Consider the following 18841-nt stretch of genomic DNA (forward strand, 5'->3'; position numbering starts at 1 on the left):
AGTAAAGGGGCGAGTAAAGAGACGGTTTGGTATCCGCACTCCGAGAAGCCAGCTCTAGGATTGCGGAAAGCGTAGCAAATAAATTTGTAATGTCCGGATAACGGGTCACCCCAAAGCAAGCGTAGCCGCGTTATAAAGCTCTCTAGTCCCATAAGCGACTTTTTCGAAAGGAACAGTCGGCATCTGTGTCCTCTCAGCCCATACTGTGGAAAAACGTAAGACCAAGGCGACATGTGCTGTGGTAGCCCGCTCAAAAGCCTGCTGTAGCTTTTTCCCGGAGCGCCAACAGTAACGAATGCTCAGCACCCAATCAGGCGCCTGGGCGATCAGTTCAATGGCCGCTCTTGGCCGAACTCGGCCGCTTGGGTCAGCTTAGCAGGTTGTTGTGCTGGAAAAGTCACGGACAGGCTCGACAGGCAGCTGTCGACCCAAAGCAGCCTTTCCAAACCAGTTTCTACTTACTTCTTTAGCAAGGAAGTTGCCTTTCTATATTAGGAAATGGTCATACTATTCACAAAAAAATCTGAGCGGCAATGGTGTGGGAGTATGGCGGCCTGTCGTGTAATCTTGTCTACATCTGCCAAACGCAATGTGGAGTCGATTCATGTCCAGAAGTATCCCCGAGAACATTACGCAAGAAGATCTGCGCATTCCCGTAGTCGAGGAGCAACTGACTGTCGGCACCCGTATTGTTGAAACCGGGCGCGGCGTTCGTATCCACAAAACGATCTCGGAGCAGCCGGTCGTCATCGACGAGCGCCTGATGCGCGACGAGATGGAGATCGAGCGTGTGCCGGTGGACCGGATTGTTGCGCTTGAAGATAAACCTGCTACCCGCTACGAAGGCGACACGCTGGTAGTGCCGGTTTTCGAAGAAGTGCTGGTGGTTGAACGCCGCTTGCGCATCAAGGAAGAACTTCGCATTACCCGCATCCGGCATGAAGAACGCTACCAGGACACCGTCTCGCTCAAAGCCGAGCAAGTCGAGGTGGAGCGCTTCGACGATGCCGAAAAGCCGCATACACCATGACATCACCATAACGGAGGAATGAACATGCAACATACTCTTGTAGCTGTATTCGATAATCATGCCAGCGCCCAAAGCGCGCTGGACGAATTGCTGGCATCGGGTTTTTCGCGCCAGGATGTACGTCTGTCTGGCGGCGCAAACAGCGCCGGCACGACCGCCGGTACCGCGACGACGACCGACGCCGATGGTGATACCGGCATTGGCAATAGCATCAAGAATTTCTTCAGCGACCTGTTCGGCGATGACGACGATGCCAGTCGTGTCAATCGCTACGAAGGCGCCGTCTCGAGCGGAAAGCACGTCGTCACGCTGAGCGCGGATTCGTTGTCCGAAGTCGAGCGCGCCGCCGATATCGTCGAACGCTTCGGCCCGGTCGATATCGACGAGCATTCGGACGGTGTTGGACACGCAGCATCGGCCGGCGCCATGATGGCGGGAAGCCAGAGTGGCATGCAGTCGTATTCGACCTCGGCCCAATCGACTCAATCGGCCCAATCGGCCCAATCGGCCCAATCGGCCAGTATGACCAACCAGAGCACGTCTGCCGGCGCTTCGATGCAACGCGATACCGGAACCCAGACCATCCCGGTCGTGCAAGAAGAACTGAAGGTCGGCAAGCGTGAAGTGCAGCGTGGCGGTGCGCGTATCTACTCGCGCGTGGTCGAGACGCCGGTCAATGAAAGTATCGGCCTGCGCGAAGAGCACGTCGATGTACAGCGCCGTGTGGTCGATCAACCCATCAGCCCGTCGGACGTGACTGCGTTCAAGGAACAAACCATCGAGATGCGTGAGACCGCCGAAGAAGCAGTGGTGCAGAAATCGGCCCGCATTGTCGAGGAAGTTACCATTGGCAAGCAAGTTAGCGAGCGTCAGGAACAGATCCACGACACCGTACGCCACACCGAGGTGGAAGTCGAACGCCTGGGCGAAGCGACCACCGACGATGACAGCTATTATCGTAACCACTTCCAGAGCAATTACGCGACGGCGGGCGATGCATACGACGACTATTCGCCAGCCTACACCTACGGCTCGCAAATGCGGGGTCAATACGCTGGTCGCCAATGGGAAGACGTTGAAAACGACCTGCGCACCGACTGGGAGACGCGTAACCACGGGGGCGTTTCTACTTGGGAAAAAATGAAGGCGGCAGTTCGTCATGGCTGGGACCGCATGACAAACGATTCGGATGTACGTCGCTCTTGATGCGCTGCTAGCCATTCCGATATAAACAAAAAACGGCGCAACAGCGCCGTTTTTTATTTGCCTTAAGTCATGTCGAATTGCAGGCTCGGGCGTAAGCATCTGGCACGACTTCTTTTTAGTACCCTGACGCTGAAAGAATGCAATGGGGGAACAGCTCGCCGCAATTACTTGATGCTCAGCGAGCGACGCGCTCGATTATTCAAGAAAAGCGACTCTTATCGCTCAGTTTTGCCAAAGACGAGTGCAGCGGTAACTGGCGCGCATCGCAGGGTATATCGATGGAAAACGTAGTTCCGGTATCGGCAGCACTGTCGAGAACGACGGTACCACTATGGCGTATTGCAACGTCCTGCACAAATTGTAAGCCTATGCCCCAGCCTTTTTGTTGATGCGTTTCTCCACGGTTGAGAAAGCGAAAAATGTGATCATGTTGCTCTTCATCGATAGGGTTACCACTGTTGTGCACCGAGAGAACAAGCCGGCCATGAGCTTGCGATACATCGATGGTCACCTGGTTACCGCTGCCATATTTCACAGCATTCCCGACCAAATTCTCCAATGCCCGCAAGAGGGCATTGCGGTCCCACCATCCATACACCGACTTGCCTGTCACCGCGCAGCTAACGGTGGCGTCCACGCTAACATTAGCGTCATTGGCGACCTGCCCAGCGATCTCAAGCGCATCAAAGTGGTTGATCTCCAGTTGTTCAGTTTTGACGGGGGCGGCATTAATGGCGTCCAACTGTTCTTGGAGCATCGACTCAAGTCGTCGCGCCTGATCGACGATTTTTCCAGCGATTTTTATTACGTCGCTATGACTTGATTTAGATAGCAATTGCGCAGCAGTCATTATTACTGACAAAGGCGTACGCATGTCGTGGGTTAGGCTTGCAGCGATCCTTTCCCGGAACGCCGACTGAATCGCGGCAAATTCGGACACTGCTTCGCGGATGGCCTGGTCAAAGGAACGCGTGATGATTGTCAGCTCCTCCGATGTGAACAATACATGGCGAGATGCGCACACTTCGTGCAGGCAATCGCGCAGGATTTGGTACTCCTGCACTACTTCGGCCGTTTTATACTCAGTCGTACGAGCCCGCTCAGCACCATGTCCCGCTGCGGCCGACGTATTGCTGGCTGCATTTTCGCGCCCAATGGCAGGCGAGAGCGCTTCGACAAGGTTGCCATAAAACATAGGAAGCGTGTCGAGCAGAATGGGGTGGGCAACGGCGGCGGCACCGATCAATCTTGCGCGAACTCGGCCCTCCCATTCAGCAAACACATCCTCTCGCACGGCAAGAACCTGGCGGGCAGTGACGCTCAGTTGAATTTTGGCATTAGTGAGGTCTGTTGAGAGCATATATGGGAATAGAGTTGCTTAATTGGCATGCGCAAAGTGGGTAGGAACAGCAGCTCGGATACACCTGGCAGAGAGCAATAGCGGATTGTACAAGCAACTGAGGATGGCGCGGGTAGCTGCGCCCGGTAGTGGATGTGACGACGCTGGCCGACTGGCAGATTCTGACTACTCGAGGCGGTATCGTTTAAAACGACGTTGATCGGTTAGATTGAGGCCTACGTCCTACAAATAAAGCGGGAATTAAATCGCCTTACGAACGGCTGCTTTTGGCCGAATCCGGCTGTTCATCTGAGCATATCAGGCCACCAGGGCGGAAAAGTCGCGGACTGTCACGAAGGGCTGGAACCGACCCAAAGCAGCCCTTCACCAGCAGGTGTCAAGGCTAATGGCCGACTAGCACATCATGACCGTCATGCTTATTGTGGACACCGAATTTGTCGACCAAGGTGGCACTTGCTTCGTTGAGGCCCTGCACTTCTACTTGCGCACCGAGCCTGCGGAATTTGAACACAACCTTATCCAAAGCGCTGATTGCAGTGATGTCCCAGAAATGTGCACCGGTAAGATCGATGTGTACTTTCTCCAGGGCCTCGGTGTAGTCGAACGAATGAACAAGCTGATCCGAGGAAGCGAAGAAGACCTGTCCTGCCACGTGGTAGCGGCGAGTGCGACCAGTGTCGTCAATCTGGGAGCTAACATCCAAGAGTCGGCTGACCTTCTGAGCGAAGAAAATACCGGACAGCAGGACGCCAGTCAGGACGCCTTTCGCCAGGTCATGGGTTGCCACAGTAACGGTGACCGTAGCAAGCATCACGACGTTGGAGCTGAGCGGGTGCTCACGCAAATGGCTGATCGAGCCCCAGTTGAATGTTCCGATGGACACCATGATCATCACCGCGACTAGCGCTGCCATCGGTATTTGCCTGACCCACTCTCCAAGAAACACTACCAGGATGAGGAGCACGACGCCGGCCGTTAAGGTCGAAAGCCGACCACGCCCACCGGACTTCACGTTAATGACCGACTGACCGATCATCGCGCAACCCGCCATGCCTCCGATGAAACCGGTTGCAATGTTTGCTACGCCCTGGCCTACACATTCCCGGTTTTTGTCGCTTTTGGTGTCAGTGAGATCGTCGACGATCGTGGCTGTCATCAGTGACTCAAGCAGCCCTACGACCATTAAGGTCGCCGAGTATGGAAGGATGATCTGGAAGGTTTCGAGATTGAAGGGCACGTTCGGAATCAGGAAGGATGGCAGGCTATCCGGGAGCTGCCCCATGTCGCCGACGGTACGTATATCCAGGCCGAGTGCGATCGAAGCCCCCGTTAGTACGACGATTGCAACCAGCGGAGACGGGATAGCGCGCGTTACATACGGCAAGCCGTAGATGATGGCCAGACCGGCTGCAGTAACGGCGTACACGTGCCAGGAAACGTTCGTCAGCTCGGGCAACTGGGCCAGGAAGATCAGGATGGCGAGCGCATTCACGAAGCCGGTTACGACCGAGCGTGAGACGAAACGCATCAGCCGGCCAAGCTTAATCCATCCCGCAGCAATTTGAAGAGCCCCGGCAAGGATCGTCGCTGCGAGCAGGTAGTCGAGGCCATGGGCTTTTACCAGGGTAACCATGACGAGGGCCATTGCTCCAGTAGCGGCCGAAATCATGCCAGGACGGCCACCGAAGAAGGCGATCAGGGTCGCGATGGAGAATGAAGCGTACAGGCCAACTTTCGGGTCAACGCCGGCAATAATGGAAAAGGCAATCGCTTCTGGGATGAGTGCGAGTGCGACAACAAGACCTGCAAGTAGGTCATTGCGAATGTTAGAAAACCAGTCTTGGCGAATTGTTCGGACAGACATAAATTTACCTTCTTCTCAAGCGGATATCGCTGAGTACAGATGAATGAGCACGGTACGCGAATGCGTACGCACAGGGGATCTGGAACGAGCATTGAGAGCACGATGCCGAAGGCGGCATCGGTCAACCTGTCGGAGAGAAGGTGTCTTACGGAGGAGTAACGGAACAGAAATAACCGCGCGGCAGACCTACGCCTGGGTAGGAAGGCTCATCTCGACCGAGACATGGACCAGCGCAATCAGCGGCGTGTTTCGCGCGCGAGATCGTGTCGGATGTACGGAAGTGATTGGTCATAGTCCGCCATTTTGCACTGCAACATAGGCGTAGTCAAGGCAAGCCTAAATGCCCGCTAATGGCCGAAATCAGCCGGTGGTTGCCAAGCCGATTTCGCCGACAGTTGGCGGCCGACCAGGGCCAGCAGCAGCGCTCTACGCCTCGGTTTGCTCAGCTATCTCAAGTGCATCATCGACTTCGATGCCGAGGTATCGTACTGTACTTTCCAGCTTGGTATGTCCCAAAAGTAGCTGAACCGCACGAAGATTTTTGGTCCTTCGATAGATTAGTGTCGCTTTCGTTCGACGCATTGTATGTGTGCCATAAGCCATAGTATCGAGCCCGATCGACTCGACCCATCTCCTGACGATGCGCGCGTACTGTCGCGTGGACAAATGTGGCGATTCTGTCACCCTGCTTGGAAAGAGAAAAGAATTGTTGGAAAGCTTGGCTTGATCAATCCACGCCAGCAACGCCTGCCTTGTGATATCAGTGACCTCAAACTGCACTGGTCGATGCGTTTTACGTTGCATCACAATCGCACGGTGCATGATGCTGCGCCCCTGTGCGATATCGCTGACTTTTAAACTCAGTAAGTCGCAGCCTCGGAGCTTACTGTCAATGGCAAGGTTGAACAGGGCAAGGTCCCTGACTTTTCCGGTTAGCTGGAGGCGAATCCGGATCGCCCATATCTCCTTCAACTTCAACGGTGTCTTCTGGCCTACCAGTTTCCCCTTGTTCCAGGCCGCTTGATGAGACGGTGTTTGCGTGTTCGGTTTCATGAGGTCCTCCTGTGGGATCGGACCTCATTCTGGCGTACTCATACTGTAGTGAAGAACGGCAGCACCCGACCCAAAGCAATCATTCGACGGCAGTACCTGACGAACGAGCGCCCTTACCCGAGCCACGCTGTTCGAGGCTTGCAAGGTGGTTGGCATCCTTCATGAAATCGACAAACGCGCGTAGCTTCCCGGGCATATGAGAGCGATGCGGGTAATAGATATGGAACGCGTCGTCTGACGCGCTGTCTTCCATCAAAATGCGCTCCAACGATCCGGCAGCTATTTCCTGACGCACGAAATCTTCGTAAGCGAAGGCAATCCCGGCACCGCGAACCGCTGCATCAACTACCGAGTGCATGTCGTCGAATATTAAGCGGCCTTGCACGTCGATGTGAACCATCTGGCTGCCCACCTGGAATTTCCAATCGAACAGCCTGCCACCGAACGAATAGCGCTGCCGGATGCAGTCATGCTCGAGCAGATCCTCAATCCGCTCTGGGCACGAACGCTCCCGAAAATAGTTTGGTGCTACCAGCACGACACGTCGTTGCACCCCGCCGAGTTGCACAGCGACCATATCGTTTTGAACCTTCCGGCCCAATCGAATGCCGGCGTCGAACCCGGCGCTGACAATATCGCTGAGTTGATTGTCCAGCGATATCTCCAGATTGATCGCTGGGAATGCGGCGAAAAACGCATCGACATGCGGTTCGACCAGAATGCGATAAGCCACGTATGACAAATTAATTCGCAGCAAACCCGAAGGCCGATCCGCTCCGTGGCTCACCTGAGCTAGGGCGCCGCGAATGCTTGCAAGCGCCGGAGCAATGGACGCGTTTAATGCAGTCCCGGCCTCGGTCAAGCCGACGCTGCGTGTGGTGCGGTTGAACAACCGCACGCTGAGTTGTCCTTCAAGAATTTTGATCGTACGCGACATCGCTGTAGGCGTTACCCCCAGTTCCGCAGCGGCCTTGGCAAAGTTAAGCAGCCGGGCAGCCGCCTCGAACGCCATGAGACCTGGCAGGTGGATTGGTGTCAGTGCCAAGGCGTCACTACCTACCGCCGACATTCGAGCCGATTTTCTAATTATGTCGTTTATGGTCATTCGGTATCTCTATTTATGACGATTTACTTCATTATCAATCATCTCTAAAGTGGATGTATAGCGAACTTTACTGCGGCGCTTCACTACTAACGAGGAACCATGACGATGCTTGACAACAGCTTACTTACCGATCTCTTCACTCCCAGCAGTTTCGGTGCGATATCTACTGCAAACCGCATTGTCATGGCTCCTGTCACGCGCAGTCGTTACGGTGAAGACGGGGTACCTGGTGCCTTGCACGCGACGTACTACGCCCAGCGCGCCAGTGCTGGTTTGATCGTATCGGAAGCGACTAACATTTCGCCACAGGGGCGCGGCTATGCCGCAACCCCCGGCATCTGGAACGATGCGCAGGTCGCAGGATGGAAGCAGGTTACCGATGCGGTTCACGCTGCGGGCGGCAAGATTGTTTGCCAGTTGTGGCACGTGGGCCGTTTTTCCTCCGTGGAACTACAGCCTGATGGCGGCGCACCGGTGGCTCCGTCGGCGATCAAAGCCGAAGGCAGCACTTATACAACTGAAGGATTCGTGCCGGTTTCGATGCCGCGTGCGCTAGAAACCAAAGAAATCGCCGACATCATCGCGCAGTATGTACACGCTGCGAAAAATGCTCTGCGTGCAGGGTTTGACGGTGTTGAAGTGCACTCGGCCAATTGTTATTTACTCGACCAGTTCTTGCGCGACTCCACTAATCACCGCACCGACCAGTATGGAGGCGCCCGGGAAAACCGCGTGCGCTTGACGCTCGAAGTTACAGAAGCAGTCGTAGCCATTTGGGGTGGAAACCGTGTTGGCATCCGTTTGTCGCCTGTCACACCAGATGTTGGTAACACACCGCTCGACAGTAACGTCATGGACACCTATGGCCACCTGATCGGAGAACTCAACCGGTTCGAGCTGGCGTATCTGCATGTCGTCGAAGGTGCAACCGGTGGCTCCCGTGCAGTGCCGGAAAATGTCGACCTCGACCAACTGCGGGCTATGTTCACCGGTCCCTACATTGGCAATAACAATTACGACCTGAATCTCGCCATCGATCGACGTGCGCAAGGAAAGATTGACGCTGTGGCATTTGGCCGTCTGTTCATCGCCAATCCGGACTTGGTGGAGCGTCTGCGTCGCGGGAAGGACCTTACCATCGCACCACGCGAGTCTTACTACAACGGCGGTGCAAAAGGGTTCACGGACTGGCCCGTCGCCAGTTTGTGAGGATTTACGCCAAGGCGGGCGCACCGTCCATCAGCTTTCAAGTCAATCACTTACCGGAGTAACACATGAGCAAAAATATCAAAGCCGTACCAACAGCCGATTACAACAGCGTCATCGCCGTCGCCCAAAAATACGTGGACGGCCTGCGTGCCGGAAGCGTCGAGCAGGTTGCCGAGGCATTCCATGACGACGCCGTTATGTACGGTTTCACCAATGGTCAACTCTTGGGCGGGCCAATTGACAACCTGTACAAATTTGTCACGCAGAACGGGAAAGCGCCGAAGATCACTACGCGCCTGGACGTTTTGGCGATCACGCCTACTACTGCCGTCGTACGTGTGGACATGGAACAGGATGCCATCGGCGCAGACTACAACGACTACCTCACGTTGATCAACATCGCCGGCAACTGGAAGGTCATCGCGAAGGTGTACCACCAGTTTGAAGGCTGACGTTACTTGGGCGGGTTAGTTTGCCTGCCCCTTCATTCCAACGCCCGATAGTTTAAACGGCGGCATCGCCCACACTGCCGTGTGCGCCCTGGTGCCAGGCCTCTGCCAGCAATCAACAGGAACATGATGAATTATCTTAAAGACAAAACCGTAATTATTACTGGCGCCTCGTCCGGCATCGGTGCTGCGAGCGCGCGTGAGCTTGCGACGCACGGGGCGAGGATCGTCATTGCTGCACGTGATGCCGAAGGCGTCGAAGCGATGGTAGACGAATTGAGAGCGAGTGGTGCGCAAGCCCATGGTTATGTATGCGATGTCACCAGCCGCGCCGAGATGGCCGCGCTCGCGCAGTTCGCTCAAGACAGCTTCGGATCGGTCGACATCTTGATCAACAATGCCGGGTTGATGCTGTTTTCCAATTGGACCGATGTAGCGATCGACGATTGGGACAAAATGGTTGATGTCAATATCAAGGGTTACCTGAATGCTATCGCAGCGATTCTGCCGTGGATGATGAGGCAGGGCAGTGGCCAAATCCTCAACATGGATTCAGTGGCAGGGCATCAGGTTGGGCCGGCTGCGGGCGTCTACAGTGCGACCAAGTTCTTCGTACAAGCCATGACGGAATCAATGCGTAAGGAACTCGGTGTGCATCACGGCATCCGCGTGAACACCGTCAGTCCTGGAGTGATCAACACTGGTTGGGCAGATAAGGTCACCGATCCTGAAGGGCGGAAAGCGGCACAGGAGCTGAACAAAATCGCGATATCGCCCGAAGATATCGGCCGTGCTGTGGCCTATGCACTCAACCAGCCAGCCAACGTCACCGTGAATGACCTGATCATTTCGCCTACTCGCCAGGATTGGTGACCCGTTCAAAAAATCAGACAAGAAGAATTCTATGACTTCAATTTGCTACAACGCCGTGGTTGACGCCGACTCCGCTCAAACCTGGAGCGTGATTAAACAATTTGGCGGCATCAGCCTGTGGCATCCAGCCATCCAGGAAAGCGTAATCGAAAGCGGTGGACCGGACGGCCTGGTTGGATGTGTTCGCCGCCTGACACTGCAGGGAGGTGCACTGCTGCGCGAGCGCCTATTGGCGGTCGATGATAGTCAACTGAGCTTTACCTACTGCTTTGAAGAAGCACCGTTGCCGGTCGATAATTATGTGATGACGGTTAAATTGATTCCGCTCACTGATCAGACTAGCACCGTCATTCAGTGGATGGCTCGCTTCGACCTACGCGAACCAGACCCACAAGGCGAGCTGCTTGAGAGCATGCGCGCATTGATCGTTGGCGGTCATAACAGTTTAGGAGCCTATCTGGCCCAGTCGTCTGCAATCTGATAGACGGTTCCGGGCACTTTTTACCGGGCCAGAATAACTGGAGAAAATAATAATGAACTCCCATATTGTTGCCGTACCTCTGGACAAGGCTTTTCGCTTGATTAACCATGGCCCGACCGTTCTGGTGTCGGCGCGTTACGCCGGCATCGACAATGTGATGGCGGCATCGTGGGCGTGTGCACTGGACTATGCACCTCCCAAGCTAACCGTGGTTCTCGATAAGACCGCCAAGACGCGTGAACTTGTGGAAAACAGTGGTCACTTCGTGATCCAAGTGCCTACGGTGGCTCAACTCAATCTGACTTATCAGGTTGGGCATCGTAGCTTGTCTCAACAGCCTGAGAAGCTCGCGCGGAGTGGAGTCGAAGTGTTCGGCATTGACGGACACGACCAACCCTTTGTGGCCGGTTGCTCGGCCTGGCTCGCCTGTCGTCTGATACTTGAACCTCACAACCAGGATTGTTACGACTTGTTCATCGGCGAGATTGTCGGTGCATGGGCAGACAACCGGGTGTTCAGCGACGGACATTGGAATTTTGAAACCGCCGACCCTGCCTGGCGCAGCCTGCACTATATCGCTGGCGGTCACTTTTACGCTATTGGTGAGGCAACTGACGTCCGCGCGCAACTCGAAGATTGAAGCGTAGCGAACGGTAAGCGGCTAAGTACCTCACCCGTGCCTGTCAAATTCGTAATGACCGGTCACACGGCGAGGCGGAGCGAACCTAATCTCCGCTGGCCGATACCCTTGGCGCCATGGGCTACGTCCGCTTTTGGCCGAAAGCAGACGTATTGTAGCGTCCGCTAACGACCTATTGTGTTGAAAAACTCACGGCCAAGAGCGAGGCTCCTAGATTCATTCCTGAAATTATATACAAACTATACCTACTGGAACTGAGCCAATCGGAACATTTTTAATGACCTATTGAAACACTTGCGAGCGCAATATTCATCTTTTCGTCGCTGAAATAGGTATTAATACAATTCTGTACTCAACTTAATTTGAGGAGAGGGCTGGGGTTAGATGATGGGACTACTAGGGTCAGGCTCTTCTTGGCTCTGCTGAGCGCAACATACAGTTTGGACCTTGCGTACAAAGTTGAAGAGAACTGTGTTTTATCGCAGGCCATCAGCATGGCGTGGTCGCACTCCAGCCCTTTCGCCTTGTGGATACTGCTGAGTACCTTTTCCGGAGGAGATGGGCGAGAGTAGGAGCGCATACGCGACAACTCAGCAAAACCTTCATCGACTCCCGTGAACTGGCCGATTTGCGTAGCGTCACGGAGTTCAGAACGACGGTCGACCTTTACTGTGTCAAAGCCCGCAGCGCCTTCGTTCACCAAGGTGCGTATCATCAAAAGCGCTTCAGACACTCCGGTATGCGTTGGGTTCTTCAGAAGACAACGCGCGACCGTCTGTATGTTCGCGGGCTTCCCCATAGTGGGACGGGCTGCACCCGTGAGAATTTCTTGGATAAGCCTGTCACCGTGACTTGTTGGACTGAATCCAGCGGCGACGCTGCCCATGAAAGCAATCACGCCATGCGCCAGCTTTTCTGCATTCCCCTGACCCTCGCGCACCGCCTGCACAAGGTTACCTAATGCCTCCCGCGTGTGCCCTTCCCAGATTGGTATCGATCTCCACCAAAATGCCCGGAGGGCTGTCACCAACTCATTCTGCGAGGCCAGAATCATCAGTTGCGAGTTGGCTCGCAGAATTTCATCGATCGGGGCCCGGTGCTGCTTGGTTAGTTGGTAGCCAGTGCGTTTGAGGGATATGTTGTTCCCTTCTAGAATTTTGACCGATGAAGGCAGATCTCGCCTCAGGTCGATTGGCGCCCCGTCTTCCAAGTTCTCCCGTGCCTGGATAATCCACTTCCCAAGGCGAGAGCAGCCGCCGTCCCAGCGGTGAGGGATAACCAACTTTCCGCCTGCACCCAGCGCCTTCAACGCATCCCAACGTGTGCGATCTCTACGCGCAGCCTTGTCGCTCTTGGCTCCGTAAATCCGCTGCATGGGGTCACCAAAAATCCGGACTGCCGCACCAGCACACAACAGAGCCATAACCACATCGTGCTGATCAACACTGGAGTCCTGATATTCATCGCAGATGATGACCGGGTATCGTCGAGCAAGTGCACGAGCCACCATGGGCTGATGGCGAAGAAATCCGGCTACCTTTGCGGCCATGATCTCAAAACCCTTTCCACCGTCCTGCCAAGCCCATGAGGTTAAATTTCGGGGTAGTTCTAGCGGCCTGTGATATGCCAGTGCAATTTGCGCGATTAAAGCGTCGATGGTCTTAATTTCCACGCGAGAGCCGGCACTCTTAGTACGACTGGCAAACACAGAGCAAGCGGCGTGGGTATGCGTCAGAATCAGCAACCGTCCAGTGCCAAGGGTATTCACGACCTCATGGCCATAGGCGGCCCCTTGAAACGTCTTGCCGCAACCGGCAGCAGCCTCGATGATGACCAGTTGCTCGCGTGATCGAAGAAGCTTGGCGACGGCCTCGTCGCTCATAGATCCAGCTCTTCTAAAGCCGGCTTTCCCGCGAGCGTCAGCACCGCGTTGATCAATGGCAGCAATTTCGGCTCAATGTCATTCCACCCACCCAGTGCGACCATTCTCTCGGCTAGTTCCCGCCCTCCGTCGGTGGACTTGAACCATTGTTGCGAATGCTTCTTCCAAGCTTTATCTTGTCCATCGGGGGCGCCGTGCTTGCTCCCAGTCGCGGCTGCAATGATCAGGCTGCGCCAACTCCGGTCCGCCGCTCTCAGCGCCGTGTCTATCGCTTCTGGCGTCTTGTCTTGAAGCCCTAGTCGCTCGGCCAGTGTGCGGAGGCGGTAACTGTCCAGCTCGCCCTCAGAATCCTTGAGAAGTTCGATCAGATTTTCCTCGGGAACTGCCCGGATGACGTTATCTTCAGTGCAGCCTTTCGGCCATTGATACAGACGCTCTTTGAGCTTTTCCTTCAGCCTAGCCCAGCGTTGCGGAGCGGTCCCTTCGTCATCCACCAGGCCAGCAAACACAAGTCCGGAAGAAACGAGCGTCTCAAGTAGGTCCAAGGTTGCATCATTTCCTTGTCCGTCGCAGACCCGAACGCCGTGATCGAGCGGGTTGCCCTGGAAAGCCTTCTCCAACAGATACTGCAGGAAACCGACTTCGGTCGGCCCTTCTGCGATGACGGCAACGCGTGCTAAAAACGTCTCGGGGTCTCGCCGCTGCTGCGGACCGATTTTGTTGCGCGGTAGAGCACCGATAGTCCCAAGACTGTCCAGATACCAAAGATCCGCATTCTCGGCGCAGGTTATCGCGACAGGGCTGTGGGTCGTTAGGAAAATTTGTCCGTGCTGTTCGGCCAGGATGTTGATCAACTTTCGTAGACGATGAGGTTCTAAGCCACGCTCTATTTCGTCGATGAGCGTGACGCTTGATTCCTTCTCGGTTACAGAAGCAATTTCAAGTGCTGCCATGCGGCGTGTACCGGCTCCCCAAGTGCTCAGAGGCAATGCTACTCCATTCTTGTTCGCCAGCAAACCGATCAGCGCTCCGATAGAAAGTCCTTGGCTAGTCGTGAGTCCTAGCTTTAGATCACTAGGAAGCGCTGCACCTGCCATGCGCGTATCCAACGAACTAATTGACTCCCTGCCCTTGTCATTAAGCGCATTGTGCAAGTCGAGCTCTGACACCTGCTTTCCGATGCGTGCCCGCAGGGCGTTGTCGGCGAGCAATCGATCCAGAGCCGACCCGAAGACGAGACGCAAGTCCCGATCGTTACGTTCGTCTGCACCCATTCGGACCAGCCCAATATGACGTCGAACAGCGGTGGAAAAATAAGTGAACTCATCGTTAGGTTGGATAACCTCCCATGCAAGTTCCAATTCAGTAGTCCCTCGAACGCGGAGCCGGTACACCGCTTCAGCAAGTATCGGAACCCCGCTATCTCCGTCCGCAGATGGGGCCACAGCATCCCGCCCATCCCACGCCCATGGCCAGACGAAAGTATTCTGTGAACCGATCTCGCTTGCGTCAGGCAGCGACATAACAGCCTCGATGACAAATTCCTGCGTACTGTCCCGAAGCCAGTAATCAGCCTCCGAGATCACCGCAGTGTTCGATGGCTGAAGCAGTAAAGCGATTGCTTCAAGAATGGTCGTTTTCCCTACGTCACCTCCACCCAGGATGACGTTCATACCTTCAGCAGGAAGCCATGTCAGGGATTCGATACCTCTGAAGCGCTGGATAGTTAACTTGCGAATCCGTGCTGTCGATGCCATGTAGCTCCTTATTCCCAAAGCACTATCCAATTGACGCTGAGCTTATAGCTGTTTCGAGCCGGCGACAAGCCGTCAGTTGTCAACGGACTGTCGTAAACGACACCCTAAATCAACCTCTTACGTGCTTATACTCCGCGACCTTGGCGGTAAGCGGTTCAAGGGGTCGCGCGTTAAAAACAGCTTGAGTTTTTATTGTAAACCTTAAGATCTTGTTTACGCCCAGCCTAAGTCTTTGAATTTAATAAGAAAAGTGGTGTCAATTGTGCCGTTATTAGAGAGGTGATGTGCCTTCGTTAGAGAGGTACGGTGCCATCGGTAGAGAGGTAATGTGCCATCGTTAGTGAGATGTGCCATCGTTAGAGATTTCGGTGCCATGGTTAGAGAGAAATTGTGGATAACTTCAGCGCGCATCGAAACTCTATATAAATCCCTTAAAATTCATTGCCTTACGTTAGCATCTACCAGACTTATCCACAATTCGCATTCTCTAACAGTGGCACAATTCGCTCTAACGATGGCACTGAATTCTCTAACCATGGCACGCAAATTTGCTGACCGGACCCTCATTACTAGTATAAAATACAATAAATCGCCATTATTATGCATAACTTTTTACGCTGCCAAATTCACAATTGAGAGGTGAAATCACAGGATTTCAAAACGAAAGAAACTTTCTTTTTGTTGCTGCAACACAACAGGTTGGGCGCTTGGGACCTTTCGCTCATCATGTCGTCTTTGAGCGGCTAACAGAACCTCTTCTTGTTTTGAGAGCGTCAAGACTCTAAGCAGACGCCACGCCATGCAAACTTGGATAACTAGGAAAAGTTTTCCTTTTGAAACTTCTTTCGTTTTTTTATATTTACTCGAATTCGCCGTAAAATCATCGTTTTTTCGTGAGCACAAAAAAAGAATAGCCTATTTTTTTGAGATAACTTACCGCACCAAAGATAAAGCGCATTATTTACGTAATGAATTTCCAAACCTTTTTGCACCCGCACAACGACAAATAGCCGGCTAGGCCGGCAATATTTAAAATAACGATTTCTGGCCCTAGCTAAGTGACAAACTCTGTTGTTCTGCTTGAGATCGAAAAATCCCCGAATAAGCTGGGAATCTTCGTTTCGAAGGACCACTTGTCCAGCCTTGTCTTTATAGTCGCCACCACTCTCGCACAATTTCCCCGAACGCTCTTAGCAGATGCGCTATTAAGATTACTCTCGGGCTTTTTTTTATTCGCTTTTTTTAACAGCCTTATTCCGATGGTTTTTTTAATGACATCCCCGTATTTATTAACGCCCGCCTCTACTAAACGACTGATAACGTAATTTTTTCTATTTCTCTTTCCGTTCCGAGAAGCATCAAGCCCACCCAATGCCTCCAAGAATTTATACGCGTCGCCTCGTTGCTCACATCCTCTTGGAACCCGTCCTTCTGCGCTTCCACCACGCGCCATCAGCCACAATTCTTTTAAAAACCAGTGTGCTGGGGGCTGCTGCATACGCCTAAACTGATCCCAGACGGTCAGGCACTTTGCGACGCCAAAGAGTTGACCTTGGTTCATTCCCCAAATTGCCCGGTAGGCGTCGACGCGCATTATCCCATCATCTGGTTCGGAGTGACCTTCGCTTCTCCCGTCGATTACTTCAGCCTTCTCCTTCAGTTTTTTTGGTAGTGTACCCATTACGTATTTCATAACATAAGAAGCAGCTTTACTGCGCTCCGGATCAATCCTAGAAAGTTCAACCTGCGCTCCGACTCCTTCGGCCGCACATGCTCTCCACTTCCCTGCAGCAAAATCATCTCGATTTTCGTAAATAATATCTGTTGTGGTGATTGCGCCATCATTTGGCACTCGAACTTTTAATTTCAACGGAAAGTAACGCATTACCGTCAGCAATATTTTTTTTTCGTGCTCGGGACGGTATATAAGCCAGGTGTGATAATGTGGGCAGGCGTCACCATGCGGTTCAGTTGCTCGAAAACCGCTAAGTCGAATTCCGATCCTATGCAAATCTCGCATGACGGCTTGCCAACGCGTACAGAACGATTTATGTGCTGCCCTTGGTGATTTTCCGTTCCAGGTGTTTGTCCCGAATTGTGGGTTTGGATGCCATTCCGGCTCAAGCGTTATTGTCAACATGGCGGAGCTGAGTTTCGATTTCTCGGCAAGTTTCTCCATCGCTTTGACGAAGCTGTAAATTCTTGCGAACTTTTGCTCTGGCGTCTTTACGACATCTTCTAAACGAATTCGCTTCGTAACAGAGGTGCAAGGCGTCGCAGGATTACAGTCACGTACAAGCACAGTGTTCCTGATCCATATTTTCTGTTTATTCAGCTGTTGCTTCCGTGCGTCCACCCCGAGATCCGAGGCATAACATTCCGCTGACTTTCCAAGCTTGCCGAGTCGAAGGAAAAATTGTTCCCGGCTTCTGTCTACAGCGACTGTGATGCATCTACGCCAGAATGAAGCGCTGCATATTCGGGCGTACTGGGACTCGGGTGTAGAACCGGGGATGTCGTGGCCAAGAAATTTCCGGGCCTCCTGTAATCTGGCGTCGCGGTCGCCCCCCGCTAATTCGGCCATAGAGACGGCGAGCTGCTTAATCTGTGCTCGGCTTAGATCGATATACCTAGCAATCTTTCCTTCAGCACTAGTTATCGCTGCGACCCGCCTGGCAACCTCGCGGCGTATATCACTCAGTTCGCTCTCATCCTGCCTACGAATGGAATTTGGGATATCACTTTCTTTTTCGTAAGCAGATCCGTAACGCTTCTTTAGCAATGCGCGAATTTGCGCGGATTGGTACTGCTCTACTAGCTCAGCGACACCGATACGAGTGCTGTGACCTCGCACCTGGTGAAAATTTGCATTGGTAACGTGATCAACTGATGCTTCCAGCTCGAGCTTGTTCATTTTCTGCCCCATGTGATCACCTGACGACCATCTCAATGTCCGTAAAAACAAGTGGCAGTTGGCAAGGGTCAGCTTTTGATTGTTTTTCCCGTAATATGGCTGGCTTCCGGATAGGCAACGCGTTGAACTCAGGATCTTGGAAATGTTCTCGGGTTGAGGCAGCTTCTAAGCCCGGGATTTCCAACTGCGCCATTCGGTAGAACGCTAGCTGAATTGATTCATTAGCCAATTTCGCGCCCGGGAGCGCGCGGCGAATTGAACCTTCAAAGGTGGGTCTTTTGGCAACTAACGCATTTCTCATCGCAATTACTCCTAAATATCGAGCAATTACGATAGCAATTTTTTGAGCGTAGTTGGGCCCAAAATCGAGCAAACCCAGATTTTTCGTTGAATAACCTTGATTATTTAGCAGGCCGCTACTGGCCGGGAGGAAGTATGAAAATTATTTCAAATTAAAACGAAACATATTTCGTTTTATCGAAAACTCTTAATTGATGTTATTGAAACTCTGTTGGAAATTGGCGAAAAAACACGGGTGTTCATTAGAAACTCATTTCTGTTCAACCATTCCCGTTATTTTCCTTATAGAATTCGACCAGATTTACAGAACTGCTGTGACGCAGGTCTAGCGTTGTAAGCGTACCTGATCATCAAGTTCTTCCAGACTAAGATTACTTCAATAAGCAATGACAAATATTTATTTGTATTTCACTTCTATAATTAACGCTAAGCGTGCAATTACGATAAACGGGGGATCGTGATGGACTCGTTCATGCTGCTGTGTTGGAAGCATAACAAAATTTGTTTAACTCTACAGGAGACCTGTGATGAGATGGGGATTAAGCTCGGAACTGCATACAATATGATAAGTCGGGGAAACTTCCCTCTCCCCATTCGAAAACAGGGACGGCAAATTATTGTTGACGTACGTGATTTGGGGGAATATTTCGATCGCCAGCGAGATGTGGCACGGGAGACTTTTGGCAGTTAGCCAAATTGATCTATTTAGCATTCGACA

At 53.0% G+C, this 18841-nt stretch carries 15 protein-coding genes; 8 read left to right on the forward strand and 7 right to left on the reverse strand.

Annotation, left to right across the window (positions count from 1 at the left end):
• The first annotated feature begins 604 nt into the window (after positions 1 to 604).
• Together FVD38_RS13545 and FVD38_RS13550 are read left to right on the forward strand one after the other, a co-directional pair.
• Positions 605 to 1030, forward strand: coding sequence for a YsnF/AvaK domain-containing protein (locus FVD38_RS13545; protein ID WP_147935288.1), 426 nt, complete (start codon positions 605 to 607; stop codon positions 1028 to 1030).
• 24 nt (positions 1031 to 1054) lie between these two features.
• Positions 1055 to 2236 (forward strand): YsnF/AvaK domain-containing protein, encoded by a 1182-nt coding sequence (locus FVD38_RS13550; RefSeq protein WP_147935289.1) that lies wholly within the window; start codon positions 1055 to 1057, stop codon positions 2234 to 2236.
• Between the two features lie 199 nt (positions 2237 to 2435).
• Here the strand turns inward: FVD38_RS13550 and FVD38_RS13555 are convergent, their stop codons facing one another.
• From FVD38_RS13555 to FVD38_RS13570, 4 genes are all read right to left on the reverse strand, one after another.
• Complete coding sequence (locus FVD38_RS13555) at positions 2436 to 3596, reverse strand: sensor histidine kinase (protein ID WP_147935290.1); 1161 nt, start codon at positions 3594 to 3596, stop codon at positions 2436 to 2438.
• Positions 3597 to 3978: 382 nt separating this feature from the next.
• Positions 3979 to 5460: a SulP family inorganic anion transporter gene (locus FVD38_RS13560; RefSeq protein ID WP_147935291.1), complete on the reverse strand. Its 1482-nt coding sequence runs from the start codon at positions 5458 to 5460 to the stop codon at positions 3979 to 3981.
• A 426-nt stretch (positions 5461 to 5886) separates the two neighbouring features.
• A complete protein-coding gene (locus FVD38_RS13565; protein WP_147935292.1) occupies positions 5887 to 6513 on the reverse strand; it encodes a tyrosine-type recombinase/integrase in 627 nt (208 codons plus the stop codon).
• Between the two features lie 79 nt (positions 6514 to 6592).
• Positions 6593 to 7618, reverse strand: a complete 1026-nt coding sequence (locus FVD38_RS13570; RefSeq protein WP_229493645.1) for a LysR family transcriptional regulator — start codon at positions 7616 to 7618, stop codon at positions 6593 to 6595.
• 105 nt (positions 7619 to 7723) lie between these two features.
• Between FVD38_RS13570 and FVD38_RS13575 the strand changes: the two genes are divergently transcribed.
• The 5 genes from FVD38_RS13575 to FVD38_RS13595 all read left to right on the forward strand — a co-directional run bounded on the left by FVD38_RS13575 (position 7724) and on the right by FVD38_RS13595 (position 11270).
• The gene (locus tag FVD38_RS13575; protein WP_147935349.1) at positions 7724 to 8827 is read left to right on the forward strand and encodes an alkene reductase; all 1104 of its coding nucleotides are present in this window, start codon (positions 7724 to 7726) and stop codon (positions 8825 to 8827) included.
• A gap of 65 nt (positions 8828 to 8892) precedes the next feature.
• On the forward strand, positions 8893 to 9279 hold the full coding sequence (locus FVD38_RS13580; RefSeq protein WP_147935293.1) for a nuclear transport factor 2 family protein: 387 nt from the start codon (positions 8893 to 8895) through the stop codon (positions 9277 to 9279).
• Positions 9280 to 9402: 123 nt separating this feature from the next.
• A complete protein-coding gene (locus FVD38_RS13585) occupies positions 9403 to 10149 on the forward strand; it encodes an SDR family oxidoreductase (protein ID WP_229493646.1) in 747 nt (248 codons plus the stop codon).
• A gap of 31 nt (positions 10150 to 10180) precedes the next feature.
• Entirely contained in the window at positions 10181 to 10630 is a 450-nt protein-coding gene (locus tag FVD38_RS13590) for an SRPBCC family protein (RefSeq protein WP_147935294.1), read from the forward strand.
• A 52-nt stretch (positions 10631 to 10682) separates the two neighbouring features.
• A complete protein-coding gene (locus FVD38_RS13595; RefSeq protein ID WP_147935295.1) occupies positions 10683 to 11270 on the forward strand; it encodes a flavin reductase family protein in 588 nt (195 codons plus the stop codon).
• Between the two features lie 352 nt (positions 11271 to 11622).
• Here the strand turns inward: FVD38_RS13595 and FVD38_RS13600 are convergent, their stop codons facing one another.
• The 3 genes from FVD38_RS13600 to FVD38_RS13610 form a co-directional block, all read right to left on the reverse strand.
• Positions 11623 to 13152, reverse strand: coding sequence for a UvrD-helicase domain-containing protein (locus FVD38_RS13600; RefSeq protein WP_147935296.1), 1530 nt, complete (start codon positions 13150 to 13152; stop codon positions 11623 to 11625).
• The gene (locus FVD38_RS13605; protein ID WP_147935297.1) at positions 13149 to 14909 is read right to left on the reverse strand and encodes an ATP-dependent nuclease; all 1761 of its coding nucleotides are present in this window, start codon (positions 14907 to 14909) and stop codon (positions 13149 to 13151) included. Before FVD38_RS13605 ends, FVD38_RS13600 begins: the two co-directional genes overlap by 4 nt.
• Before the next feature lie 1054 nt (positions 14910 to 15963).
• Complete coding sequence (locus FVD38_RS13610) at positions 15964 to 17823, reverse strand: replication endonuclease (RefSeq protein WP_187271581.1); 1860 nt, start codon at positions 17821 to 17823, stop codon at positions 15964 to 15966.
• 772 nt (positions 17824 to 18595) lie between these two features.
• Here FVD38_RS13610 and FVD38_RS27090 point away from each other — a divergent pair.
• Entirely contained in the window at positions 18596 to 18814 is a 219-nt protein-coding gene (locus FVD38_RS27090) for a helix-turn-helix transcriptional regulator (protein WP_147935352.1), read from the forward strand.
• The last annotated feature ends 27 nt before the right edge of the window (positions 18815 to 18841 follow it).

The sequence above is a fragment of the Massilia arenae genome, assembly GCF_008014745.1.
GTDB classification, from domain to species: domain Bacteria; phylum Pseudomonadota; class Gammaproteobacteria; order Burkholderiales; family Burkholderiaceae_D; genus Telluria; species Telluria arenae.